Below are 24,410 nucleotides of genomic sequence, written 5' to 3'. Positions count from 1 at the left end.
GCCTCCTAGTTCGGACCAATGATCGGGAATCCCGTCTTGTACAACCCATTTGGACTCGGGACGATGGTAGCGGCCCGCGCTTGGACGATACTCCCATCCGGCATAATCACCTGCCCCAACCCGTCCGGAATGCGCACCGACCTGGGCCCGGCTCCTTCGACATGGAGTCCCTTCAAGAACTCTGCAGCGGCGTCATTGTCCAGCCACTGGCCTTGCTGATTCCCGGTGCTACGAGCTCGATCGGTCAGAGCCTTCGTGTTCTTCGCTCCGGCGCCATGAGTCTTGAATGTATGACCCCACGTTTTAACGCTGTTGGAGGCCCAGTTCACGCAGCCGTTGCTGTTGTGAACCAAGACCGGCGTCTGACCCGCCAGCACATAGTACGTGTGGGCGTCCCCGACCGTGAGGTTGTACATGTCCCTCGCCGGGCCGGGGAGGACACGGACCGCGGTGACGGTGACGGTTTCGTTGGACGCGGTGCTCAGCTTCTGCCCGGGGACGAGGTCGGCGGCCGGGACCCATGCGTGGGTGGTTTCGTCCCAGAAGGGGTGTTCGGCGGTGGTGTGAAGCGTTGAGACGTGACCGGGGGAGGTCTCCACCTGGAGGTCGAGGAGATTGCTGTCGTGGTTGACGATCGTGGCGGTGACGTCGTGGGAGCCGTCGTGCTTGCCTGTGGCCGGGTTGCCTGCGTCGACCTTGTCGCCTGTGTCGATATCGCTGATCGGCTTGGTGGAGCCGTCGGCCATGAGCACGAGGGTGTCCGGCGCGAAGCTGTTTTTGCAGCCGGATATCTCCTCCCGGGCTTTTGACGCCTCGGCCTCGGTCTGGACTTCTTCTAGTTCGGGGAGCTCGGCCCCGGCCCAGAGCAGCGGGATTGAGTTGTACATGTTCTGCGTGGCATCCCACTTTTCAGCGTCAATTTCACACTGGTCGTAGTTGTCCACGCAGTAGGTCGCAGCAATCCGCCGAGCCTCAGCGGCACCATCCTTGTGATGCAAGAGATAAATGCTGGCCTCATGGCAGGCGGTACGGCCGAAGCAGACGGTTTCCAGGTGCCCGAACGCGGCGCTCTTGGGGAACCAGTAACCTCCGTCCGGCTTGCCCTGAGCCGGGCTGAAGAGCGTGTACGTCCTCTGGGCGTCGTCCCCGGACTTGGCCGAGATGGAATGGTTATTTACCCATTCTTTATTGTGCGTCGCGTCGTACTGCTGTCGCCGCTCGACTTCTTTTTGTGTGGAGACGTTCGAAGCCCCGGTATTGCAGGCCCCGTCGCATTCGCCGAGGGGGCGGAGGCCTGTGGGGTCGGCTTGGTTGATGGGGTTGTCGCGGGTGTAGGTGTAGCCGTTGAGGAGTTGGTCGTCGGTGGCTTCGAAGAGGGGGTCGAGGCTGATGAAGCGGCCGAGGGTGGGGTCGTACTGGCGTGCGCCAAGTTGGGTGAGGCCGGTGGTCTGGTTGTCAGGGGCGTTGAGGAAGCCGCGGTTGTCGGTCCAGCTGACCTCGGGGCCGCGGGTGTCGCCGTAGGGGGTGAACTGGCGCCAGGTGGGGTTCTGGGCGGTGTTGTCGAGGTAGATGCCGTTGGTGCCGTGCTGGTCGCCGAACTCGAAGCCGTAGTTGGTGCCGGTGCCGGTACGGACGGCGGTGCCGCCGCCGGGGAGCGGGATGTACCGGGCTCCTGTGGCCGTGCCGGTGGTGGTGTTGAGGGTGATCTGCTGGCCGGGCAGGTAGAGGACGGTGCTGCCGGGGTCCTTCTGGAGCAGGACGTTGCCGTCGGCGTCGTAGACGTAGGAGGTGGTGCCCGCGGTGGGGGTGGTGATCTGGGTGAGGCGGCCGGTGTCGTCCCAGGTCAGGTTCTGGGTGCCCGTGGCCGGGGTGGTGCGGGTGAGCATGTTGCCGTCGGCGTCGTAGGTGTACGAGGTGGCGGCGCCTCCGGATGTCTGGGTGCTGGTCAGGGTGTGCGGCTGACCCTTGCCGTTCCCGTCGTAGGCGTAGGAGGTGCTGGTGTCGGTGCCGCCGGCGGTGGTGGCGTGGTCGACCTGGCCGTCCGGATTCGTGCGCTGGCCGAGGATGTCGAAGGTCCAACTGGTCCAGTACGCCGTGCCGCCCGTGAGCTGGTCGCCGACCTGCGCGTGGTCGGTAGGAGTGGGCTGGGCGGCGCAGGAGTCGGTGGCGGTCCAGGCCTGGGTGAGGCGGTCGAGGTGGTCGTAGGTGTAGCACTGGGTCTCGGTGGCTGTGGTGTTGCCCAGGCGGGTGCTGGTCTGCCGGGTGATGTTGCCAGCTGGGTCGTAGGTGTAGGCCTCTTCGTCCAGCTTGGCCGACTGGTTGTCGACGGCCTTGTCCCGGGAGAGCAGTTGGTCGGTGAGCGCGCCGGTGTGCGGGTCGTAGATGTTGGTCAGGTAGGCGGGGGTTGTGGCGCTGTTGACCGTGTCCTGGAGCACCTGTCCCCACGCGGAGTAGGTGACGGTCTGGGCGTAGCTGGTGGCCAGGTTGTCGGCGACGGAGCTGAGCAGGTCCAGTTCGCCGGCATATCCGTGGACAACGGTCTGGGGAGGAAGTCCCCCTGCCGACGGGTAGATGTCGTTCTTGAGCAGACCGGTGTTGGGAGTGTAGGTGTGCTTGAAAGTCCAGGTGCGACCCAGGGCTGTGCCCTCGGTCGCTGGGATGGTGATCGAGGTGCCCAGTGACTCGCCGAAGGCGTTGAAACCGGCCTGCTGCGTGACATACGCGGAACCGCCGCTGTAGGAGGTCTCGGTGGTCAGTTGCCCGACCGCGTCGGTGACGCCGGAGACGGCGTTGTCGTTGTCGTAGATCCACGAGGCGACCTGGTTCGCCGGGGCCTGCCCGTCCAGCGGGGCTGCGTACTCGGCGGTCCGGCGGTTCAGCGCGTCGTAGACGAAGGACACGCTCTTGCCGCGCGCGTCGGTGGTCTGGGTGACGTTGGCGTTGTCGTCGTAGTGCATGCTGCTCTGACCGGCGTCCGGGTCCGTCTTGCTGACGGCGCGCCCGAGCAGGTCGAACGTGGTAGACCAGGTGCTGCCGCCGCTCTCGACTGTGTTCTGCTTGGCGTGGCCGTCATAGCCGTAGGTGATCGCGTTGGACGCGCCGCCGCTCACCGACCACACCCCGGTGAACGTGTTTGCGGGCTTCGACAGTGTCGGTGGGGTGCTGTAGGAGGCAAGGGAAACGGTGCGGCCGAGCGGGTCGGTCGTAGTCGACTGCACCGTGCCACCGTCCGGCGGAATCACTGTGGTGGTGTCACCGTTGTACACGGTCGTAGTGGTCTGCCTCTTGGCATTTCCCTCCCACGACTCGTCCACCACCGTCCGGCCCAGGCCGTCGAAAGTGAAAACGTCCTGGTTCGGGATCTCCGAGTCCTCCACCGAGGCCATGTTCAGCCCTGGTGTGTGGTTGGAGTCCCACCACTCGGTGTTCGTCTTGCGGGCCCAGCCGTGCGAGTCGAAGATCGACTCGGTGACCAGTCGCCCGCCCCTCGGGGTCGTGGTCTGGGTCTGCCGTTCACGGCCCAGTGAATCAGAGAGCATGACGGAGGTGGCGTAGCCCAGCGACTCGTTGAGTGTCTGGGTCGTCACACCGGACACGTCCAACTGCGAGACGGTGTACGTGTACAGCGAGTTGGCGGGCGCGCTCGTAGGGCGGTTGTGCTGCCAGACTGCCGTCGTACGTCCGAGCGTGTCGTACTGGAGTGTGCTGACCAGGCCGTTGACGTCGATGGTGCTCAGCGTCAGGTCACGGGCGGGGTCAAGGGCGGTAGACGCGCTCTGGTTCTTGGCGTTGGTGGACTTCACTGCGGTCGTCAGGCCGGCGCTGTCGAGCGTGTAAACGGTGCTGGTTCTGTTGCCGTTGCTGTCGTAGGCGGTCGTCGCACGGCCGTAGACGTCAAACGTACTGCGGCTGCCGGTGACCCAAGTGAAGGCCCCGGCTGCGTAGCCGGAGGCGTGGCGGACCATCGTGGCCTCACCGGTGGTGGGCGCGGTGGTCTGCGGGAAGGTCGTCGCGAAGGTCGGGTCGTCGTAGAAGTTCTGGACCGCGGAGACCACCTGGTCCGGGCGGCTGACGGAGGCCGGTGCTCCGAGACTGTTCAGGGTCTTCGGGACACTCGCGACGCTGTTCTCGGTGAAGCCGGAACAGGCGACTGTGTCCGTCTCCTGGAGGGAGATCAGGCCGACGAGGTTCCTCGCGGTGTTGGCCGGGGCGTACGTGGTGGAGGTGCACTGGTCGTACGCCGCCTGCACAGGAACGGTGTGGTTGTAGACGTGCGTCGGAAAGGCGAAGTACACGTCGCCGGGCTGCGCGTCGTAGGTGGTGTCGGTCTCGGTGTACCGCCACTTCGTGGTGCCGCCGTCGGTGAGAGCCTGTCGGGACCAGGTCTCCACAGGTTGCACCGCATGCGCAGACAAGTCCGGAATACCGGTACGTGCGCGGGTCGCAGTGGCCGGGGAGATCCAGTACGAGGTGACGGTGGAGTTGTCGACCCCTCCACCGTCACCGAGGTACTGGGTGGTCTCCAGCGTCTTGCCCGCGAGTTCGTCGGTGTCGCTGTGCTGGCCACCCTGCGAGTCGGCGACCGATACCGAACGAGTCGAAGACGCCGACAGCCAGTCACCGTCCATACCCCGGTAGTACGTGATGACGGACTTGGTCTGCGGGTCGTTGGCGCCGTCTCCGGTGCGGGTGGTGACGGTGCCGTAGCCGCGGAAGTCGCCCCAGGTGCGGTATTTGGGCTTCACGACCTCGCTGTCGTCGTGGTGCCAGGCGGCGCCGCCGGTGTACGCGTAGTCCGTCTCCTGCGCGACCGCGCCGCCGGTGGTGTCGGTCTGGAGGACCTTGGTGACGGCGTACTTCTCGAACCAGTCGGTGATCGGCGCGGTGTAGTCCTTCGGTGTCCAGGACACCGGGTAGCAGGACTTGGTGTTGCCCGATACCGAAGCACTCGCGACGTATGCAGCCGTGCATTCGTTCGGCAGGCCGTAGGTGACCTGGGTGATGCCGCCCATCTCGTTGGTGATCGACGCGATCCGGTGACGGTACAGGCCGGGGAAGGACGAAGTGTCGACGCGGTTCTGCAGGTCGATGCCGGTGAACTTCACGTCCGGCAGGGAGATCGCGGTCGCCGGGCCGCCGGGGGAGGCGTGGTTGCCGGTGTGGGTGATCGAGTCCAGCCACAGCGTCGGCGAGTTCCCGTCTCCGGTTGCGGGCTCGGTTTCGTGCAGGGTGTAGGTGTCCACCGGGAGGTAGTCAGCCCCCGCGACCGAGTACTGCTTCGTTGTGATCGTCGCGAGGCGGACGGTGGAGAAGAACGACGGGGACTGCTGCTCGCAGTCCTTGCCCTGGGCGCACACCAGGTCGAAGGGCACATCCGGGTACTGCTTAGCCGCGGTGGTGGACGACAGCGCGTCGCACGTATCGAGGGTGCAGCGGGAGGCTGTGCCGTAGACGACCTGGTCCGGGACGGTGCCGTAGGCGCCTCCGTCGCGGAAGCCGTAGTCGATGCGGGTCAGGTAGGAGTCGCGGACGTAGGAGACGTCGTGCGCGCCTTTGTCCTCGCCGTAGTAGTTGGTGTCCTGGTGGTAGTAGTACGCCATCGCGTCACCGTGCGTGTCGGTGACGTAGTCCAGGTGCCACCGGTAGGCCATCGTGCACACTGACGATGTGAACCCGGCCGAGTCGTAGCACGGGTCACCGGAGTGCGCCGAATACACCGGCACCGTGTCGACCGAGTTCGTCGTCGCCTTGCCCGACGACCAGCCCGGTAGCTGGTTGCGGCCGAATTGGTAAGTGTCACCGTTGCGTTCGGTGACGGTCCAGTAGTCGGTGTTGTACGTGCCCGTGCCATTGCCCGAACCGGTGACGTGCTTGACCACCTCACCGTTGTCACTCGCGGGCTTCCAGTCCCCGGTTTTGTCGTCCTTGACCAGCGAGGCCGAAGAGCCGTTCAGGGACAACGTCAGCAGCGGGCCCGCGTAGCAGTCGTCGTCCGTCACGACCGGTGACGCGGTGCCCTCGGGGCTGTCGGCGCAGGATGTGAACGTCTGTTCGATGAAGGAGTCCGGGGTGTCCCAGCCGTCACCGGCCCAGGATGCCTGGGCCTGCGTCGAGGCCGTCTGGCCGTCCACCGTGCCGGAGTCGTATCCGAGGTTCGCAGAGGGCTGCAATTGGCTGGAGGAGCCCGGCAGATCAATCGGGTAGTCGTACGAGAAGGACCCGGATGAACCGCCTCCCGACCATGAGCCGGACGGCTTGAGTGAGGTCGCCGCGTACGTGCCCGCGCCGCTGTCCGTCGACGTCGTCGCCGCAAGCACCGTCGCCGTCGGTGCGGTCGCGGCCGCCGGCTCAGCGGTCAGGTTCAGCGTCGTCGCCACACCGGCCGTACCGTCGTGCGTCGTCGCCAGTGGCGTCTGCGTTCGGCACGCTGCTGCCTCCGGCGTCATGATGGCACAGGCCGGAAGCTTCACCAGGCGCAGCCGGCCGGCGTAGTCGCCGCCGTAGGCTTGCGCGAACGCGCCCGTGTCGAGGCCGACCTGGACGTCCCCGGCTCCGCCACCGGTCGAACCGACTGTGAAGACGACGCCGTTGACGCCGAGCTTCGTCGCGTCACTGTGCGGCAGCACTTTCACGTTGACGCCACCCGGGCCCTGGTACGCGCCCTTCTTCGGCGCGACGGCTCGCGCCCACACCGGTGTTCCCGGCGCAGCGGCCTTCGCCCCCGAAGTGGCCTTGCCTGAAGGTACGGCCAGCGCGGCAGTCGCCGAAGCCGCCGCCGGCCACTTCGCGGGCGAGACGTGGTACGCCCGCTTTGTGTCGTCGGTGACCTTGACCTTCTTCGGCTTCAGGATCGTCACACCCGAGACCGGCTTGGTCTGATGGATCGGCGGCGGACCGACGTGCGTAGCAGCCGACACCGCCGGGCTCGCACTCGCCAGGGACACGGTGACCGCGAGCGCCGCAACGACGCCCACCCACCTGCCTCGTGATTGCAGAGGGTGAACTCCGCGGCCGAACCACGCAACCCGAGCCATCGACGACACCGGCCCCATCTCTCGAACCCGCCTGCGAGCAGGCATGACACCCCCCCGGCACACGACAGGCCGGTAAAGCGGCGATGACTATCGCACGCCGACGTGGATCATGCCGAGACCTTCATGTCCGATATACCGGACATCAGAATGCAATTTTTTTGTAAAGTACTCGTGAAGGAAGTGTGGAAAATCTGGTCACATGCCCACCATTTCCCCCATGCATGATTCGCCCGGTGTACGGCATACGGTCGACGAGAAACCCAGGTCCGGGAGATGCTCGGCCAGTAGTTGCCCGGCTCAACGACCTGATTTAGCCGGGCCCCAATGCTGAATGTGGGGGTAGTTTTTCCGTGAGACCCGCTCGGACCCGCCGCGCCGTGGCCACCTTGGTGACGGCAGCGCTCGGCGCGCTGTCACTGACCGTCGCGGCCGTACCAGCACACGCGGCTCCCGCCGCAAAGACGGCAGCTGCCAACGACGCGCCCAAGACGACCACCGGCGAAGCTGACGCCTCGGCGAAAGCCGTCGCCACCGGGCAGACGGTGAGTGTGGAGTCGGCCACCACGTCCACCGAGGTGGAGTCGGCGAACCCGGACGGCACATTCACCCTCACGCAGAACGCCGTGCCGGTCCGCAAGTACACGGGTGGGGCGTGGAAGTCGCTGGACGCCACCTTGGCGCGCCGGTCGGACGGAACCGTGGCACCGGTGCTGTCGACGATCGACCTGTCGCTGTCCGGCGGCGGGTCGGGCGCCCTGGCGGTCATGAAGGACGGGGGGAGCAGCCTCTCGCTGACGCTGCCGACCTCGATCGGTGACCTGCCCGTACCGACCCTGTCCGGGAGCGGCGCCACCTACGCCGACGTCCTGCCCGGTGTCGACCTTGCCGTCACCGTGGACAAGCAGGGTGGCTTCTCCGAGTCCCTGGTCGTCAAGAACGCCACGGCCGCCGCCAATCCGGCGCTCGCGAAGCTGACGTTCACCACCCAGACCAAGAACGTCACTCCGGCCACCGACACGGCAGGTAACTTCACCGCCAAGGACGCCATCGGCCGGACCGTCTTCTCCGCGCCCGCCCCCACCATGTGGGACTCCGCCACCGGCACGGCCGGCGGCGCCGCACAGTCACGGGCGGCAACGTCCACAGCCGACGAGGGCGGCTCGGGTGACCCCGAAACCTCCAGCACCGCCGCGCCGGGCGCGGGTGCACACGTGGCACCGGTCCAGGCCGTCTACACCGACGGCGCAGGACCCGGCACCACCGCGGGGACAATTGCGTTGACCCCGGACGCCGATCTGCTGACCGGGACGTCAACGGTCTACCCGCTGTACATCGACCCGCCCTACGCCGCCGGTGGCTCGTCGCAGGGCTACACCTACACCAACTCCTATTACCACTCGTCCAGTTTCTGGAACACCAAGGACTCCGAGGGCCTGCGGGTCGGCTACAACGGGTGGGACTCCCCGTACTACAAGGCCAACGCCTACGTGCGGATGAGCGTCAGCAGCAAGATCTACGGCGCCACGATCGACACGACCCAAACGCACTTCTACGCCACCGAGATCCACTCCGCATCCTGCACCGCCGAGCCGGTGGAACTGTGGACGACCGGCCCGATCTCCTCGTCCACCACCTGGGACAACCCACCGGCGTGGAAGACCAAGGTCAACACCCAGACAGTCGCGCACGGCTGGTCGTCCAACTGCCCGGCCGCGTCGGTCGGCTGGGACATCCACAGCACCATGCAGGCCATCGCCGACACCCCCGCCTCCTCGGTCACCTTCGGCCTCCAGGCCGGTGACAGCAGCGACAGGGACCAGTGGAAGAAGTTCGACCCTTCCACCATGAAGATGACCGTCACGTACGACCACAAGCCGGATGTCCCCACCTCGCTGACGACCTCCCCGGCCCGCAACTGCACCGGCGGCGTCATGGGTGACGGCGACGTCACCCTCTACGCCGGTGTCCGCGACGCCGACGGCGGCAGCGTCAACGCCACCTTCACCGTCACCAAGGCCGCCGACGGAACCCCCGTCACCACCAAGACCGTCGGCGCCACCAGCGGCACCAAGGCCGTCTACACGCTCACGAGGGCCAACCTGCACAGTTGGCTCGGTACGACCAGCCCCACGCGGGTCGCCTGGAGCGTGACAGCCTCCGACGGCCTCTACGCATCAGCCAGGTCCACGGTCTGCGTGTTCACCTTCGACCCGACCCGGCCCGGCGCCCCCGTCATCAACGACACCGCCGGCACCGACTGCAACGAGTCCGCGGTCGCCTACCAGGTCGGCACTCCCGCGTCCTTCACCCTGGTCCCCAACAGCAGCGGCACGACGCCCGACCACTACCTCTACCAGCTCAACGGCGCCGCCCCCAAGACGACCGCGGGCACCACCATCAGCGTCACACCCACGCGCGGCACCAACGTCCTCACCGTCACCGCGGTCTCGGCCGGCGGCAACATCGGCGACACCGCCAACTGCTTCGTCTTCGCCGCCCCGGCCGCAACCGCCACCGACGGCGACCTGACCGGCGACAGCCACCCCGACCTCACAGCGGTCGGCAAGCAGGCAGGACTGCCCAGCGGCTACTGGCTCGCCCACGCCGCCGACACCGGCCAGATTTCCACGGGCGCCACCGACATCGGTGCCCAGGGCACCGGCGTAAACACCGCCGGCTCGCCCGCAGACTGGAACGGCACCCAGGCCATCACCGGCCACTTCGCAAACGGCAGGGGCTTCAACGACGTCCTCGACTACAACCCCACCACCGGCAACGCCTCCATCCTTTACGGCAACGGAGACGGCTCGCCCCTGTCGCCGACCAGCGGCAGCCAGACGAACGTCGACTCCACGGCCTTCCAGCTCACCGGTGGCGGGTACGCCACCTCGGTAGCCAGCGGTGGGAGCATCTTCGCTGCCCTGACCGGAGTCGACATCCCCGCCAAATACCCGGACCTCCTGCTGATCACCGACGGAAGCCTCCTCGACGAAGGCTCCGTACCCGGGGCCGGGCTGTTCTCCGGCGCCGACGGCGCGTTGTTGCTGTCCGACACCAACCCCACCGGCAACGGCGACTGGACCAACTGGACCCTCACCACCGCCCTCAACACCGACGGCCTGCCCGAATTGTTCGCCCGCGACACGACCAGCGGAGCCCTGTACTACTACAGCCCCGACGACCTGCTGAACCTCGCCAACGGCAACCCCGCCGCCCCCGTCCAGCTCGCCACCAGCGGCTGGACCAGTACCGCGGCCCCAGTCCTCCAGGCCGCCGACCTCGACGGCAACGGCACCCCCGACCTGCGCAAGGTCGACGCCAGCGGCAACGTCACCGCCTACCTCTTCAACGGCACCGCCCTGACCGCCCAGACCGGGCAGAAGATCTCCAGCCCCGACCACGCCTGGCCACTCGACGACGGTGAGGACGGCGCCGCCGCCACCACCGCCACCGACACCAGCGGCAACCTCACCCTCACCGGCTCCACCACCGGAGCCACCTGGGACACCGACGACTCCCTCGGCAACGTCCTGACCCTGGACGGCACCGGATCGATGAGCAGCAGCGCCGCGCTGTCGATGTCCGCCCCGTTCTCGGTCTCCCTGTGGGCCAAACCCGCCGCGGTCGGCGGCGTCATCGCCTCCCAGGACGGCACCAAGAACTCCGGCTTCCTGCTCTACTCACAGTCCAACCGCGAGTGGTCCTTCTGCATGGCCATCACCGACACCACCCGCGCCTACGACTGCATCGCCGGCGGCACAGCCGTCATCGGCCAGTGGGCCCACCTCACCGCCACCTACGACCCCACCACCAAAGCCACCAACCTCTACGTCGACGACCGGCTCGTCGCCCACGGCACCCACACCGCCGTCACCGGCTTCACCGGCAACCTCCAGCTCGGCAACAACCTCAACGCCGGCGCCCGCGCCTCCTACTTCAGCGGCAGCATCTCCGACGTCCAGACCCGCAACGGCACCGTCCTGACCACCGACCAGGTCGCCACCATGGCCAACCTGCCGCTGCCCACCGCCCCGTACACCTTCGCGGACGTCGCCGACTACGACGGCGATGGCAAAGCCGACATCATCGCCGCCGACCCCACCGGCGACCTGTGGTTCTACCCCGGCACCGGCACGGGCAAGTTCGCCGCCGACTCCCTCTACATCGGCACCGGCTTCACCGGCCAGACCTTCGCCGGAATCGCCGACTTCAACGGCGACGGCTTCGCCGACATCATCGCCCTGTCCCCCAGCGGCGTCCTCCGCCTTTACCCTGGCGACGCCGGTCACGACCTCCTCACGCCCACTATCGCCTTCGTCAGCGGGTGGTCCGGCTACGCCTTCGCCGGCATCCGCGACTTCAACAAGGATGGCAAGGCCGACATCATCGGCAGGGACTCCAGTGGTGTCCTTTACCTCTACCCCGGAACCGGCAGCGGCACCGGTTTCGGCGCCCGCGTCCAACTGGGCACCGGCTGGAACAGTGTCACCGTCATCGGCGTCGCCGACATCGACAAGGACACCAACCCCGACGTCATCGCCCGCGACAGCGCCGGCCTGCTCTGGAACTACCACGGCAACGGCAGCAACGACGTCAGCAACCCCACCCAGATCGGCACCGGCTGGAACGGCTACACCATCGCCGGCATCAACGACTTCAACAGCGACACCAACCCCGACGTCATCGCCCGCGACACCAACGGAGACCTCTGGCTCTACCCCCGCACCGCCACCGCCTTCAGCACCCGCATCCAGATCGGCCACGGCTGGTAGCAAGTAACACGCACACCTGACCCGCTTTTCACACCCCCTCACCCTCTGTGCCTCCGGGATTCCTACTACGATCCGTGAGGCTCCGGAGGGTGAGGGGCTTCTCCTACCCGGCCCCGCGGTCATCTCGTCTACTTGCTGACGGCAACAGCCGAGTCTCGGGGTCGCAGTCGAAGAGTGTCGACGATCACCAGACCTCTCCCGCTGACCAGCGACCCTTCCGCCCCACGTTCCTGGACCACGCCGAATGTTCGAACCTCCGTGGAATGCCCCCGCATGGCGCGCAATCCGATCACTCGGTCGCGTCCGAAGCATGCCGCATCACCGGGCCCTGCCCATCCCCCTCACCTGGACGGGTCTGTCCGGGAGTGTTCAATGATCGACCCTGTCTCACATCCGGTGGTGACGGATGGTGATCATGACGATGGGGTAGGCCCAACGGTCGCGAAGTCGCAGGTCCGTGCGCCGGGGTAGTCGTCCCCCGGAATCGGCGGCCGCTACGCAGGCGGCCGATTTGAGCATGACATAACCAGGTCGGCGTTTTATCGCGGAGCCATGCACCCCCTCAAACACCGAGGTCAGAGCACTAACTGCACTCTCTGCGGCTGGGCGCCGTCTCTCCTTACGCTCCGTCACCATCGGATGTGAGACAGGGCCGTCAACTGGACACACCCTTCTCTCTCGGCGTACGTCAGCCCGCCGCCCTGTACGTACCTCACACCCCAGGGCTACCGGCGCCGACCGTCAGGCGAACGGCACTGACATCACCCAATCAAGTTCAGTAGCTGGAGCGCTGTCCATCGAGAGGGCGGACGGCGAGCGTCATGCTCAGCTGGTGCAGCGCGACGTCCGCAAGCGTCACGTCCACTGCGACCGGGGTGATGCAGGTGCCAGTGCTGCCGACGCCGCCGGCCTCCGGAACCGCATGCACACGGCCCTACCGACGGTGCTGGCTCACCCGGTCAAGAGAGGAAGCGATTCAAGGCCTCGGACCAGTCGGGTGCGGCGCCATGTCAGCTCATCCGGGGGAACCGCAAGGCGGAGGCCGGGAAAGCGGGTCAGGACTGCATCAAGGGCTATGCGGGCCTCAGCCTTGGCAAGCGGGGCGCCGAGGCAGCGGTGGATTCCGTGGCCGAAGGCCAGATGGCCTGCGGCGTCGCGGTCCATCTGGAAGCTCGCCGGTTCCGGATAGCGGGCGGGGTCACGGTTGGCGGCACCGATCGCCACGTGCACGGGCGCGCCCGCAGGGATGTCCGTGCCACCGAGTGTCAGGGGCTGCTCGGCGTACCGAAAGGTGGCCGTGCTCACCGGGGAGTCGTGGCGGAGCAGCTCGTCCAGGACGCTGGGCAGTTCGCCAGTATTGGCACGCAACCGCGCGAGGTCTTTCGGATGCTGCAAGAGGGTCAAGAGGGCCGTGCCGAGGAAGTTGGTGGTCGTCTCGTGGCCGGCGACAAGTAGCAGACAGGCAAGAGACACGAGCTCGTCCTCCGAGAGCCGGTCCTCGCCGTCGCGGGCCGCGATGAGTCGGTCCAGAAGCGCCTCGCCCGGCCGCCGGCGTCTCGACGCGATCAGGTCCGTCATGTATCCGGCCAAGTCGTGCGAGGCAGCGTCGATACGGTCCGGCCGCCCGTCGGCGAAGAGGTCCGCGGACCAGCTCCGAACGTCCGCCCGTTCGGGCTCCGGAACACCGAGCAGCTCACAGATGACGGCGACTGGCAACGGTACGGCGAGCCCCGCGACGGCGTCGACCCGTCCTACGGCGGGCCACTGATCCAGCAGCGCCTCCACGGTGCGGGCGATGAAACCGTCCAGTCGGGAAACCGTCCCAGCGGTGAACTCCTAGGTGACGAGCCCGCGCAGACGGGCGTGCTGCGGTGGATCCGTCGCCAGCATGCTCTGCGCAATAGCCGGGTGCAGGCGACGCGTCGATCGCTTGTCCGCGAAGAAGGCAGCGGTGTCCTTCGACAGGCACGGATCGGCCAGCGCCTGCCGGGCCTCGGCGTATCCGGAGACCAGGTAACTGACGTGCCCGGCCCCCGAGGTCACCCGTCGCACGGGGCAGGGCGGCACGGCCTCCTCAGCGAGGCCGACCACGGCGTGCACCGGCTTCCCCGAAGTAGATGAGGTCACAACGTCACACTCCAACAACGTCGGGGCGTTCGTCTGCCGGAGCGGCGTCCAGCGCGGCGCCGTCGGCGTAGGCGTGGGCGACCGTCACCAACCAGTCCGCCTCAGCTCGAAGGTCTCCACCGCGCGGGGTCAATTCCGCAACGACGGCGTCGCAGGGCTTCCGCCCCGAGCGGAGGGCAGCCAACGCTGCTCGCGTGAGCGCCGCTTCAACGAAGCCGGCACCCAGCGTGGTGTGTGCATAGACGCGCCGCCGAGCGGTCTCCAACACCGTCTTTGAACGATAGGGACGCAGCTCGAGGAGACCGTCGCTGATCTCGATGACACGTCGGTGGAGACGGAAGCCCGGATCGAGGTTCATGTCGTCATCATCCTCGTCGGCCCGAAGGACGATGTGCGGCAGGGCGTCCGCCAAGTCCCTCCACAGGGGCTCCAGGGAGACAAGCGACCGAATCGTCGCCGCTTGAACTGCTGGATCGGGTAGAGGACGGCCGGGAGAGTGACCCCGACTCCGACGAGAAGCACAGCGCATGCGGGCGCGGTCACGCTGAACACGCAGGGCGCAGCCACGAGAGACGAACACCCCGACCCTTCCCGGCTCACCAGACGTAGCCCGAAGAGCAAAGAAGTCACAACGGTCATCTTGTATGCCGCGTAGACCATCCCCAGGGGTGCAGCCAAGAGCTGCAAGGCGCAGGCCGGCTCGTACGCTTCGCCGACCCGTCATTGCGAGTGGCGCACAGCTTGCCGCATGAAATCGAAGAGCGCCACCCCCAAGTAGGACACGAAAAGGACCACGTAGAGTGCGTAGTTATTCGCCGACGGAGCATTCGCCTCCTCACGGAAGAAAAAAGCCCTGAGTATATGTGACCTGGTCAAACCAGTCTGTGATCGTTTTGAGAGTGCCGTCCAGCGCCGTCATGCGCCGATCATCTCCGGCCTGCGGGTCAGGTGTCGAATGTGCGGACTGCCAGCCGATGAGCCCCATTTCTTGCGCTGGCGCGCGCCTTCTGAATCTTTTGGAGTCGGTAGGGCTGGCCACCGCTCTCGAGATGTGGGCGTTGAAGGTGGCCCTATCCACACGCGCGGCACACAGCCGGGCGGCGGCCACGTTGGGGAAGATCCGCGATCTTCAGAACCACAGCGGCGTTGCAAGCCGCCGCCCCGCAGGGCAGAGACCAATGCGGGACACCCGGCACGGCGCGGCCGGGGTGGTGTTGCGATCCTCCGCCGACCCGGAGGGCGGCGGCCACGGTACTTGACCAGCGTGGTCCTGCCCGGTGGGGTCTTGCTGACTGGAGCACGCGGGGGTCAAGTGGGTCAATATCCGACATTACCCTTCGGGGCGAACCGCGTGTCGCGTGTGCACTTGAGGTTCCGAAGCGACAGGCCACCAGCCCTCACGGCTCGGCGCGAACTTCGCCGCGATCAGGCAGTCCAAACGTTACGCTGGCGCGAACTTACCTCAGGACAGGGAAGCAACGCCCCCAGAGGGAGATCAGAACACCGATCTGACTGTGCGAAGCACGGCCGACGCAGCGCACCCGGAGACGGCGAGCAAATAGGCCACCTGAAGTGACGCCCGCTGTCGCCCCCGGCGTCGACGCAGGTGGTCGCCTGGCGAAGCCTCCACGAGCGGCGCCGGGGCGATGGGCCCAGCTGTGACGAGCCGGGCGCCCGGCCAACGCCCCTCGCCAGGGCCCGCCCAGGGCGAAAATTCGCCCGTTCGCGTGAACTCATGGTCGTTCCGGACGCCGGTCCGGCCGAAGACGAGATGTGCGCGCACATCCGCAGCCGAGAGCTACCTGATGACACGTCAGTAAACTCAGCATCGGGTCAGCATCAGTCCTGGACTGCCACAGGGGAATCGTCGTGGTCCTCCGGACCGGGGCCGCGGCGGCCCCGCCACGGCTTCCGCGTGCCCTCCCGGGACCGCGGTGCCCGCCGCGGCGGAGCACCTCGGGGAAATGCCCAGCTCAGCGCACCCGCCCCCGCGCCTTCAGCGGGGTCGGCGGCAGGGCCGGGGACTCCAGGCGGGGGCCCGCGTAGCCGTGGACCTCGCCGAAGCGGGTGCCGGCCGTCCAGTCGGCGGCGGCGTGGGCGATGTCGTCGTGGGAGCGGCCGACGAAGTTCCAGAACATGACGATGCGTTCGGCGAAGGGCTCGCCGCCCAGCAGCATCAGGGAGCTGTCGGTGTCGGCGTGGAGCGGGAGTTCGGTGCGGCCGGCGCCGAGGTAGAGCATCGAGCCGGGGGTGACGCGGACGCCGTCGACGTCGGCGGAGCCGGACATGGCCAGGACCGCGTACTCGAAGTCGGGCTGGAGGGGGAGGCGGGCGCGGGTGCCCTCGGGGAGGGTGAGGTCGGCGCCGACCAGGGGGGTGTGGGTGGTGCCGGGTGAGGCGGTGCCGTCGAGGTCGCCGAGGATGACGGTGGCGTGCAGGCCGCCGCCGGTGACGGTGGGCAGCTGCGGGTGGTGCTCGAAGGCGGGCGGGATGTCCAGGGCGGTGCCGGGCAGGGCGACCCACAGCTGCGCCCCGTGCAGGTAGCGGGCGTGGTCGCGGGGGGACTCCTCGGAGTGCGAGATGCCGCGGCCGGAGGTCATCAGGCCCAGCTCGCGCGGGCGTACCGTCTGCTTGCTGCCGAGGCTGTCGCGGTGCAGCACCTCGCCCTCGTGCAGCCAGCTGACGGTCTGGAGGCCGGTGTGGGGGTGCGGCGGCACCTGCATGCCGGGTTCCTGGGCGATGTCGTCGGGGCCGTAGTGGTCGACGAAGCACCAGGCGCCGACCATGCGCCGGCCGAGGTTCGGCAGCAGCCTGCGCACCTGCGTGCTCTCGCCGAGCGGCACGGTGCGGGCGGTGAGCAGTTCGTGGACGGGGGCGGCGGAGACGTCCTGACGGCCGCCGCAGACGGTGGCGGCGGGCTTCGCATCGAGGTTGCTCATGTGTCGATCATGCACCGGGCCGCCCGCCGGGGCGCGCGAGCGGGTGGTTGAATCGCCGTATGAGCGAAGGCATTCAGCGGGACGGGGCGGCGGGCGGGCTCTCCGCGGACGAGGTCATCGACATCGTCGACGAGCACGACGTGGTCGTGGGCCGGGCGCGGCGCGCCGACGCGTACGCCCGTGGTCTGCGCCACCGCGCCGCGTTCGTGCTCGTGACGGACGCCGAAGGGCGGGTCTTCGTCCACCGGCGTACCGCGGGCAAGCTCGTCTTCCCGTCGATGTACGACCTGTTCGTGGGCGGTGTGCTGGGCACGGGCGAGTCCTACGACGAGGCCGCGCTCCGCGAGGCCGAGGAGGAGCTGGGGGTCAGCGGGCTGCCGCGGCCCGAGCCGCTTTTCCGGTTCCTGTACGAGGAGGGCGACCACCGCTGGTGGTCGGCCGTCTACCAGGTGCGCTGCGACCTGCCGGTGGCGCCGCAGCCGGAGGAGGTCGCCTGGCACGGCTTCCTGACGCGGGAGGAGCTGGACCGGCGGCTGGCGGAGTGGCCGTGGGTGCCGGACGGCCTGGAGGCCTACCACCGGCTGCTGGCCTGGCGCGCGGAGCAGCAAGAGCAGGGCTGATCCCCGGGGGCTCTCAGAGCAGCAGCAGGCCCGCGAGCACCGACACCGCGTTGGCCGCGGTCGAGGCCGCGTACGGTGCGGGGCCGCGCAGCCGCAGCAGACGTGCCGTCATCCACCCCTCGGCCAGCACCACCGCGGCCTCGGCGGCGGCGAGGGCGGGCCAGTAGGCGGCGAGCGGCACCTGGCGGAGGAACCACCACAGGAGCGGGTGCGTCACACAGTTGACGATCACGGCGGCGGCCGCCGTACGTCCTGGCGGGGTCCGGGACGCGGCGGTCAGCGCGGCCGTCCAGACGGGCACCTCGGTCGCCACGGTGAGGGCGAGGGCCGCGGGATAGGACACGGCGGGATCGTGTCACGGGGAGGGAAGCCATGGCCAGTGCGGTCGGAGCGGGGGTCGCGGCGGGCGGTCCGCGCGCCCGGAGTCTGATCCGCGGCGGCGGGGCGCGGGGCGAGGGCGCGGTGGGCGTCGGGCCGGTCGCCGGGTTCGCGCTGCTGACGGTGGCGGTGCTGGCGGTGTCGCTGCGGATGCCCGCGGGCACCGCGGTGGTGGGGCTGGCGAGCCTGGGCATCCTGCACAACGTGCTGGAGCTGCGCTACATGGCGGGCCGTTTCGAGCAGGTGCTGCACGGCGCCTTCCTGCGGCTGCTGGCCGCGCTGATCACCGGCATCGTGCTGTGCCGGGTGCTGCCCGCCTCGGCGGCGACCCGGGACGGCGAGATCCTGCTGGCGTACGGGCTGCTCGCGGTGGCGTGCGGGCACGCGCTGCGGCACCGCCCGTGGGTGCTGGCGGCGGCGGGCGCGGTGATCGCGGCGGCGACGACGGCCTCGCTGAGCTTCCCCGCCTACCACTTCGTGGTGCTCACGCATCTGCACAACGTGGTGCCGCTGCTCTTCTTGTGGGAGTGGTCGCGCGGCATGGGCCGGGGCCGCCGGCTCTTCCGGGCGGTGCAGGCCTGCTGGGTGCTGGTGATCCCGGTGCTGATCCTGGCGGGCGCGTTCGATCCGCTGATGGGCGCGGGTTCGGGCTGGACCCGGCGGCTGTCGGCGACGTACACCCCGCCCGCGTGGCTGCACAGCGGCGCCGAGCTGCGCTTCATCACCGTTTTCGCGTTCATGGCGCTCATGCACTACCTGGTGTGGGTGTGGTTCATGCCGCGTTACGCGCCCGACGCGACCGCGGCCTTCGAACGGCGGGTGCCGGTGCTGAACGCCCGCCGGGCGTGGGCGCTGGGCCTGGGCGCGGGCGCCGCGCTCGCCGCGCTGTTCGTGAGCGACTACGACCAGGGCACCTCGGTCTACGCGGCGCTCGCCAGCTATCACGCCTACCTGGAATTCCCGGTCCTGCTGATGCTCGTCCTCGGCATGGGCCCGAAAGCCGCCCCCACCGTTCCCACCCCGACCACCGCTGCCGCCGGAGGCACCGCATGACCACGACCAGCACCGCCGCCGTCCTGCTCGCCGACATCGCCCCGCGCCGGGATTCGGGCGGCGGCGACCACACCGCCGTCGTCGTGGTCTCCGTCGTCCTGGTCGTCGCCCTGATCGTGCTGGTGTACGCGGCGATACAGCGTCGTCGCAGGTGAGGGCGGTGGCGGGCGGCCGGGGGCGGGGCCCGCGGGTGGGCCGGGGCGGCACCGCTTAGTGTGGACGGGTGAGCGTATTCGACCGGCTGGGCGGCGCGCGTGACGCGGTCCGGCTGTGGTTCGCGCCGGCCCGGGTCCAGGAGGAGGGCGAGACCCCGGACTACCGCTTCTCGCTCGCCAACGAGCGGACCTTCCTGGCCTGGATCCGCACCGCGCTCGCGCTCATCGGCGGCGGTTTCGCCGTCGACCAGTTCCTCACCGACCACCTGACGCACTGGGCCCGGGTGACCTTCGCCCTCGCACTGCTCGCCGGGGGTGTCGCCTGCACGCTGCGGGCGGTCAACCACTGGGTGCGGTGCGAGCGGGCCATGCGGCGCGGCGCCAACCTGCCGGTCTCCCGCTTCCCCGCCGCGCTGGCGGTGCTGATAGGGGTGATCGCGCTGGTCATGGTCGGTGTGGTGGTCGCGGGCTGGGCCGGATGACGTCCCGGCGGCTGCCGGTCGAGACCGACCGCGACCCCGGGCTCCAGCCGGAGCGCACCCGCCTGGCGTGGCGGCGCACCACGCTGAGCTGCGCGGTCGTCGCGGTCCTGGCCGGGCGCCAGGCGCTGCACGGCGACGCGGCGTACGTCACCCTCGCCGTCGGGCTGGCGGCCCTGGTCTTCCTGGCCTTCCTGTGGCTCGCCCACCACCGCATCCAGCAGCTGGGCGCCCCCCGCCCGCGTCTGCTCCCGCATGCCGCCGCCCTCGCGGTCGCGGTCTGCATGCTCGCCCTCGCCGTCTTCGGCGCCGCGGTGGTGTGGTGAGCCCTGCCCGGGAGGGTGCGTAGTATCCGTGGGTGGCCGGGCGGGCGGTACGCCGCCGGGCCGGGGCCGCGCGGACGGTACGGCTGCGCGGGCGGATCGGTGACCGAGGGAGGCACGGGCGATGGCGGCTGGACCGGCGGCGCGCGCGGTGGTCGTGGTGATGGGCGTGTCGGGCTCCGGGAAGTCGACCGTCGGGGGGCTGCTCGCGGAGCGGCTGGGCGTGGAGTACGCGGAGGCCGACGACTTCCACCCGGCGGGGAACATCGCCAAGATGGCGGCCGGGCAGCCGCTGGACGACACCGACCGGGCGCCGTGGCTGGACGCGATAGCCGGGTGGATCGCCGGGCGCGGCGACCGCGGCGGCGTCGTGAGCTGCTCGGCGCTGCGGCGCCGCTACCGGGACCGGCTGCGGGCCGCCGGGGCCGGGGTCTTCTTCCTGCACCTGGACGGCACGCCGGAGCTGATCGGCGCCCGGCTGGCGGCGCGCACGGAGCATTTCATGCCCGCGGGGCTGCTCGGCTCGCAGTTCGAGGCGCTGGAGCCGCTGGACGCGGACGAGCCCGGGGCCGCCGTACCGCTGGACGGCGGGCCCGCGGAGATCGCCGAGCGCGCGCTGGCCGTGCTGCCGCGCTGACCCGCGGCCGTACGCCCCCGTCCGGCCGTCCGGCCGTCCGGCCGTCCGGCAGCCCGGCAGCGTTTACGGCGTACGGCGGCGGGCTGCGGCGTCACCAGCGCGGCACGCTCGGGGCGCGCCACGCGGGGTCGGCCTTGCGCATCGCGGCGACGTCGTCGCGGTCGCGCATCGTGCCGTCGTCGTCCAGCCACCTCTGGTGCAGCGTCTTGAGGGCGTCGCGGTCCAGTTCGACGCCGAGGCCGGGCCGGTCGGAGACGGTCAGGGCGCCGCCGGTGAAGACATGGCGCTCGGTGATGACGTCCTCGGTCTGCCAGGGGTAGTGCGAGTCGCACGCGTAGTCGAGGTTGGGCACGGTGGCCGCGACGTGCGTCATGGCGGCGAGGCTGATGCCCAGGTGGGTGTTGGAGTGCATGGACAGGCCGACGCCGAAGGTGCGGCAGACCGCGGCGAGCTGCTGGGTGTTGCGCAGGCCGCCCCAGTAGTGGTGGTCGGACAGCACCACCTGGACGGCGTCGCGCGCGAAGGCCTCCTTGATCTCCGGGAAGGTCGTCACGCACATGTTGGTGGCGAGCGGCACGTCCGTGCCCGCCGCGACCTCGGCCATCTCGGCGGTGCTGCCGGCCGGGTCCTCCAGGTACTCCAGCACGTCGGCCAGTTCGCGGGCGACGTGCAGCGAGGTCTCGGCCGACCAGGCGCCGTTGGGGTCCAGCCGCAGCGGCTTGCCGGGGAAGGCCTCGGCCAGGGCGCGGATCGCGGCGATCTCCTGCTCGGGCGGGAAGACGCCGCCCTTGAGCTTGAAGGAGCCGAAGCCGTGGGTGTCGGCGAAGCGGCGGGCCTGGGCGACGACTCCGGCCGGGTCGAGGGCGGCGCCCCAGTCGTCGGGCTCGCCCTGGCCCTGGGGGTGGCCGTCGAGCTTGTAGAAGAGGTAGGCGCTGTAGTCGACGGTGTCGCGGACCTTGCCGCCGAGCAGGGCGTGCACGGGCAGGCCGAGGGTCTTGCCGAGCGCGTCGAGGCAGGCGACCTCGAAGCCGGAGATGACCGACAGGCGCAGTTTGTCGGCGGTCTGGACGCCGCGCAGGCCGCCCGCGGCGACGGATTCGGAGGTACCGGTGACGTCGCCGCAGACCCGCTCGGCGAGCGTGAACAGGCCGTTCAGATCGGTGATCCGGTGGCCCGGGAGGGCGGCGGCGAGCGGGGCGGCGAGGTCCAGGTAGCGGGTGTCGCCGTAGGTCTCGCCGACGCCGGACGTACCGTCGGCGGTGACGATCTCGACGACGAGCCGGGGCGTGTGGGGCTGGTGGACGCCGTGGGTGTTGAGCAGCGGCGGATCGGCGATGAGGATGGGGGTCAGGCGCACCTCGGCGATCGTGAACGCGGTGGAGGGGCCGGCGAGGCCTGCTGTCTGTATATATGAATCACGTTCACCCATAGGTCCGGAGCTTATGCGGGCCCGCGCAGGTCGTCAACGCGGCGTACGGGCCGGACGCGAGTCCGTACCGCGGACCGGCCGCACGCCCGTCGTCGCGGGGAACTGGACCCCATACCGACCAGTCGGTACGATCGGCCCATGACCCGTATGACCGACACCGAGCACCCCCCGGGACTGGACCTCGAACGGCTGCGCCGCCACCTCGACGAGCACCGCCCCGGCCTCGTGACCGGGGAGCTGCGGGCCGAGCTGGTGCAGGGCGGCCGCTCCAACCTCACCTACCGGGTCACCGACGGCGCCGGCACCTGGGTCGTCCGGCGCCCGCCGCTCGGCCACGTCCTGGCCACGGCGCACGACATGGCCCGCGAGCACCGGGTGATCAGCGCGCTCGCCCCGACCCCGGTCCCGGTGCCCGGCACGGTGCTGCTGTGCGAGGACACCGAGGTCGTCGGCGCGCCCTTCTACGTCATGGGCTTCGTCCCCGGCACCCCCTACCGCACCGAGGACCAGCTGACCGCGCTCGGCCCCGAGCGCACCAGGGCCGTCGCCCTCACCCTCGTCGACACCCTGGTCGATCTGCACGCGGTGGAGCCCGGCGCGGTGGGCCTGGCCGGCTTCGGGCGGCCCGAGGGCTTCCTCGACCGGCAGCTGCGCCGCTGGGGCAAGCAGCTGGACGCCTCGCGCAGCCGCGAGCTGGCCGGCATCGACGAGCTGCACGCCGCGCTCGGCCGGGCCCTGCCCGCCTCCCCCGCGCCCGCCGTCGTGCACGGCGACTACCGCCTCGACAACGTCCTGTTCGACGCCGACGACCGCCTCACCGCCGTCCTGGACTGGGAGATGTCCACCCTCGGCGACCCGCTCACCGACCTCGGGCTGCTGGTGATGTACGGCGAGCAGCACGACATCCCCGGCTTCCCCGTCCCCACCGCCTCCGGCGCCCCCGGCCACCCGGACGCCGCCGAGGTCGTGGAGCGCTACGCCCGCCGCTCCGGACGGGACGTGGCGGACGTCGACTGGTACACCGCGTTCGCGTACTTCAAGCTCGCCGTGATCCTCGAAGGCATCCACTACCGCTGGACCCTCGGCCAGACCCTCGGCGCCGGATTCGACCGCATAGGCGCCGTCGTCCCGCTCTTCATCGACCGGGGGCTGCGCACCGTCCGCCGCCGTCCCCGCGCCGCGACGCAGACCACCGCCCCGCACCAGGAGGACTGAGCACGATGGACTTCGCCTTCGACGCCCGCACCGAGGAGCTGCGCGCGAAGCTCGGCGCCTTTCTCGACGAGCACGTGTACCCGGCCGAGACCGTCTTCGCCGCCCAGCACGAGCAGGCCGGGCCGGACGCGCACTGGACCGTGCCGCCGGTCGTGGCGGAGCTGAAGGCCGAGGCCAGGCGGCAGGGGCTGTGGAATCTCTTCCTGCCCGGCGAGCTGGGCGCGGGTCTGACCAACCTGCAGTACGCGCCGCTGGCCGAACTCACCGGCCGCAGCCCCTTCCTGGCCCCCGCCGCCCTCAACTGCGCCGCGCCGGACACCGGCAACATGGAGGTGCTCGCCGAGTTCGGCACCCCCGAGCAGCGCAAGGAGTGGCTGGAGCCGCTGCTGTCCGGCGACATCCGCTCCGCCTTCGCCATGACCGAGCCGGACGTCGCCTCGTCCGACGCGACCAACATCGAGACCCGCATCGAACGGGACGGCGACAGCTACGTCATCAACGGCCGCAAGTGGTACATCTCCGGGGCGATGAACCCGGACTGCGCCGTCCTCATCGTCATGGGCAAGACCGACCCGGCCGCCGAACGGCACCGCCAGCAGAGCCAGATCCTCGTCCCGCGCGACACCCCCGGCGTGGAGGTACGCCGCGGCATGCGGCTGTTCGGCTACGACGACGCCGACCACGGCGGCCACGCCGAGGTCGTCTTCCACGACGTACGGGTGCCCGCCGCGAACCTCGTCGGCGAGGAGGGCGGCGGCTTCGCCATCGCCCAGGCCCGTCTGGGCCCCGGGCGCATCCACCACTGCATGCGGCTGATCGGCATGGCCGAGCGCGCGCTGGAGCTGATGTGCCGCCGCGCCGCCGCCCGGGTCGCCTTCGGCAAGCCGCTGGCCGCGCAGGGTGTGGTGCAGGAGTGGATCGCCGACTCGCGCGTTGAGATCGAGCAGCTCCGGCTGCTGGTCCTCAAGACCGCCTGGCTGATGGACACCGTCGGCAACAAGGGCGCCCACACCGAGATCCAGGCCATCAAGATCGCCACCCCGGCCACCGTCCAGCGCATCGTCGACCGCGCGATCCAGGCCCACGGCGCCGCCGGGGTCTCCCAGGACTCCCCGCTCGCCCGCCTCTGGTCCGGCGCCCGCAGCCTCCGCCTCGCCGACGGGCCCGACGAGGTCCACCGCCGCTCCCTCGCCCGTCGCGAACTGGCCCGCCACAGCTCCTGACGCGGTCCGTGCGGGCCCCGGCCGAC

At 69.6% G+C, this 24,410-nt stretch carries 14 protein-coding genes and 1 pseudogene; 9 read left to right on the top strand and 6 right to left on the bottom strand.

Annotation, left to right across the window (positions count from 1 at the left end):
• Nucleotides 1–5: 5 nt before the first annotated feature.
• Nucleotides 6–6,974 carry a polymorphic toxin-type HINT domain-containing protein gene (locus ACWERV_RS17890; protein ID WP_452933826.1) on the bottom strand — a complete coding sequence of 2,323 codons (6,969 nt, stop codon included), beginning with the start codon at nt 6,972–6,974 and terminating at the stop codon, nt 6–8.
• 437 nt (nt 6,975–7,411) lie between these two features.
• Between ACWERV_RS17890 and ACWERV_RS17885 the strand changes: the two genes are divergently transcribed.
• Nucleotides 7,412–11,806, top strand: a complete 4,395-nt coding sequence (locus tag ACWERV_RS17885) for an FG-GAP-like repeat-containing protein (protein ID WP_452933823.1) — start codon at nt 7,412–7,414, stop codon at nt 11,804–11,806.
• Between the two features lie 951 nt (nt 11,807–12,757).
• On the opposite strand, the pseudogene ACWERV_RS17880 reads toward ACWERV_RS17885, so the two are convergent.
• The 3 genes and pseudogenes from ACWERV_RS17880 to ACWERV_RS17870 form a co-directional block, all read right to left on the bottom strand.
• Nucleotides 12,758–13,906, bottom strand: a pseudogene (locus ACWERV_RS17880) (cytochrome P450 family protein).
• 31 nt (nt 13,907–13,937) lie between these two features.
• The gene (locus ACWERV_RS17875; protein WP_452933870.1) at nt 13,938–14,462 is read right to left on the bottom strand and encodes an MAB_1171c family putative transporter; all 525 of its coding nucleotides are present in this window, start codon (nt 14,460–14,462) and stop codon (nt 13,938–13,940) included.
• 1,444 nt (nt 14,463–15,906) lie between these two features.
• Entirely contained in the window at nt 15,907–16,872 is a 966-nt protein-coding gene (locus ACWERV_RS17870; RefSeq protein ID WP_452933821.1) for a pirin family protein, read from the bottom strand.
• A 59-nt stretch (nt 16,873–16,931) separates the two neighbouring features.
• Here ACWERV_RS17870 and ACWERV_RS17865 point away from each other — a divergent pair, with 59 nt between their 5' ends.
• Complete coding sequence (locus tag ACWERV_RS17865) at nt 16,932–17,492, top strand: NUDIX domain-containing protein (RefSeq protein WP_452933818.1); 561 nt, start codon at nt 16,932–16,934, stop codon at nt 17,490–17,492.
• 13 nt (nt 17,493–17,505) lie between these two features.
• On the opposite strand, the gene ACWERV_RS17860 is transcribed toward ACWERV_RS17865, so the two are convergent.
• The gene (locus tag ACWERV_RS17860) at nt 17,506–17,835 is read right to left on the bottom strand and encodes a hypothetical protein (RefSeq protein WP_452933816.1); all 330 of its coding nucleotides are present in this window, start codon (nt 17,833–17,835) and stop codon (nt 17,506–17,508) included.
• Between the two features lie 29 nt (nt 17,836–17,864).
• On the opposite strand from ACWERV_RS17860, the gene ACWERV_RS17855 reads away from it, so the two are divergent.
• The 5 genes from ACWERV_RS17855 to ACWERV_RS17835 all read left to right on the top strand — a co-directional run bounded on the left by ACWERV_RS17855 (nt 17,865) and on the right by ACWERV_RS17835 (nt 20,517).
• Nucleotides 17,865–18,923 carry a hypothetical protein gene (locus tag ACWERV_RS17855; protein ID WP_452933813.1) on the top strand — a complete coding sequence of 353 codons (1,059 nt, stop codon included), beginning with the start codon at nt 17,865–17,867 and terminating at the stop codon, nt 18,921–18,923.
• Nucleotides 18,920–19,078 carry a hypothetical protein gene (locus tag ACWERV_RS17850; protein ID WP_398188853.1) on the top strand — a complete coding sequence of 53 codons (159 nt, stop codon included), beginning with the start codon at nt 18,920–18,922 and terminating at the stop codon, nt 19,076–19,078. Before ACWERV_RS17855 ends, ACWERV_RS17850 begins: the two co-directional genes overlap by 4 nt.
• 86 nt (nt 19,079–19,164) lie before the next feature.
• Nucleotides 19,165–19,560 carry a YidH family protein gene (locus tag ACWERV_RS17845; protein ID WP_398189125.1) on the top strand — a complete coding sequence of 132 codons (396 nt, stop codon included), beginning with the start codon at nt 19,165–19,167 and terminating at the stop codon, nt 19,558–19,560.
• On the top strand, nt 19,557–19,883 hold the full coding sequence (locus ACWERV_RS17840) for a DUF202 domain-containing protein (RefSeq protein ID WP_452933810.1): 327 nt from the start codon (nt 19,557–19,559) through the stop codon (nt 19,881–19,883). Before ACWERV_RS17845 ends, ACWERV_RS17840 begins: the two co-directional genes overlap by 4 nt.
• A 121-nt stretch (nt 19,884–20,004) precedes the next feature.
• On the top strand, nt 20,005–20,517 hold the full coding sequence (locus ACWERV_RS17835; protein WP_452933809.1) for a gluconokinase: 513 nt from the start codon (nt 20,005–20,007) through the stop codon (nt 20,515–20,517).
• 91 nt (nt 20,518–20,608) lie between these two features.
• On the opposite strand, the gene ACWERV_RS17830 is transcribed toward ACWERV_RS17835, so the two are convergent.
• Nucleotides 20,609–21,946 carry a glucarate dehydratase family protein gene (locus ACWERV_RS17830; RefSeq protein WP_452933806.1) on the bottom strand — a complete coding sequence of 446 codons (1,338 nt, stop codon included), beginning with the start codon at nt 21,944–21,946 and terminating at the stop codon, nt 20,609–20,611.
• Nucleotides 21,947–22,093: 147 nt separating this feature from the next.
• Between ACWERV_RS17830 and ACWERV_RS17825 the strand changes: the two genes are divergently transcribed.
• Both ACWERV_RS17825 and ACWERV_RS17820 read left to right on the top strand, forming a co-directional pair.
• On the top strand, nt 22,094–23,161 hold the full coding sequence (locus tag ACWERV_RS17825; protein ID WP_452933867.1) for a phosphotransferase family protein: 1,068 nt from the start codon (nt 22,094–22,096) through the stop codon (nt 23,159–23,161).
• A 5-nt stretch (nt 23,162–23,166) separates the two neighbouring features.
• Complete coding sequence (locus tag ACWERV_RS17820; RefSeq protein WP_452933803.1) at nt 23,167–24,384, top strand: acyl-CoA dehydrogenase family protein; 1,218 nt, start codon at nt 23,167–23,169, stop codon at nt 24,382–24,384.
• The last annotated feature ends 26 nt before the right edge of the window (nt 24,385–24,410 follow it).

It is taken from the genome of Streptomyces sp. NPDC004031 (genome assembly GCF_053604375.1).
This window is presented reverse-complemented; position numbering and strand designations above follow the sequence as displayed.

Bases quoted from the DNA above. Each gene is read 5' to 3' on its own strand.
- ACWERV_RS17870 (WP_452933821.1), bottom strand. From the start codon at position 16,872: ATGAGCAACCTCGATGCGAAGCCCGCCGCCACCGTCTGCGGCGGCCGT.
- ACWERV_RS17835 (WP_452933809.1), top strand. From the start codon at position 20,005: ATGGCGGCTGGACCGGCGGCGCGCGCGGTGGTCGTGGTGATGGGCGTG.
- ACWERV_RS17875 (WP_452933870.1), bottom strand. From the start codon at position 14,462: ATGCGCTGTGCTTCTCGTCGGAGTCGGGGTCACTCTCCCGGCCGTCCT.
- ACWERV_RS17830 (WP_452933806.1), bottom strand. From the start codon at position 21,946: ATGGGTGAACGTGATTCATATATACAGACAGCAGGCCTCGCCGGCCCC.
- ACWERV_RS17840 (WP_452933810.1), top strand. From the start codon at position 19,557: ATGACGTCCCGGCGGCTGCCGGTCGAGACCGACCGCGACCCCGGGCTC.
- ACWERV_RS17850 (WP_398188853.1), top strand. From the start codon at position 18,920: ATGACCACGACCAGCACCGCCGCCGTCCTGCTCGCCGACATCGCCCCG.
- ACWERV_RS17820 (WP_452933803.1), top strand. From the start codon at position 23,167: ATGGACTTCGCCTTCGACGCCCGCACCGAGGAGCTGCGCGCGAAGCTC.
- ACWERV_RS17855 (WP_452933813.1), top strand. From the start codon at position 17,865: ATGGCCAGTGCGGTCGGAGCGGGGGTCGCGGCGGGCGGTCCGCGCGCC.
- ACWERV_RS17825 (WP_452933867.1), top strand. From the start codon at position 22,094: ATGACCGACACCGAGCACCCCCCGGGACTGGACCTCGAACGGCTGCGC.
- ACWERV_RS17865 (WP_452933818.1), top strand. From the start codon at position 16,932: ATGAGCGAAGGCATTCAGCGGGACGGGGCGGCGGGCGGGCTCTCCGCG.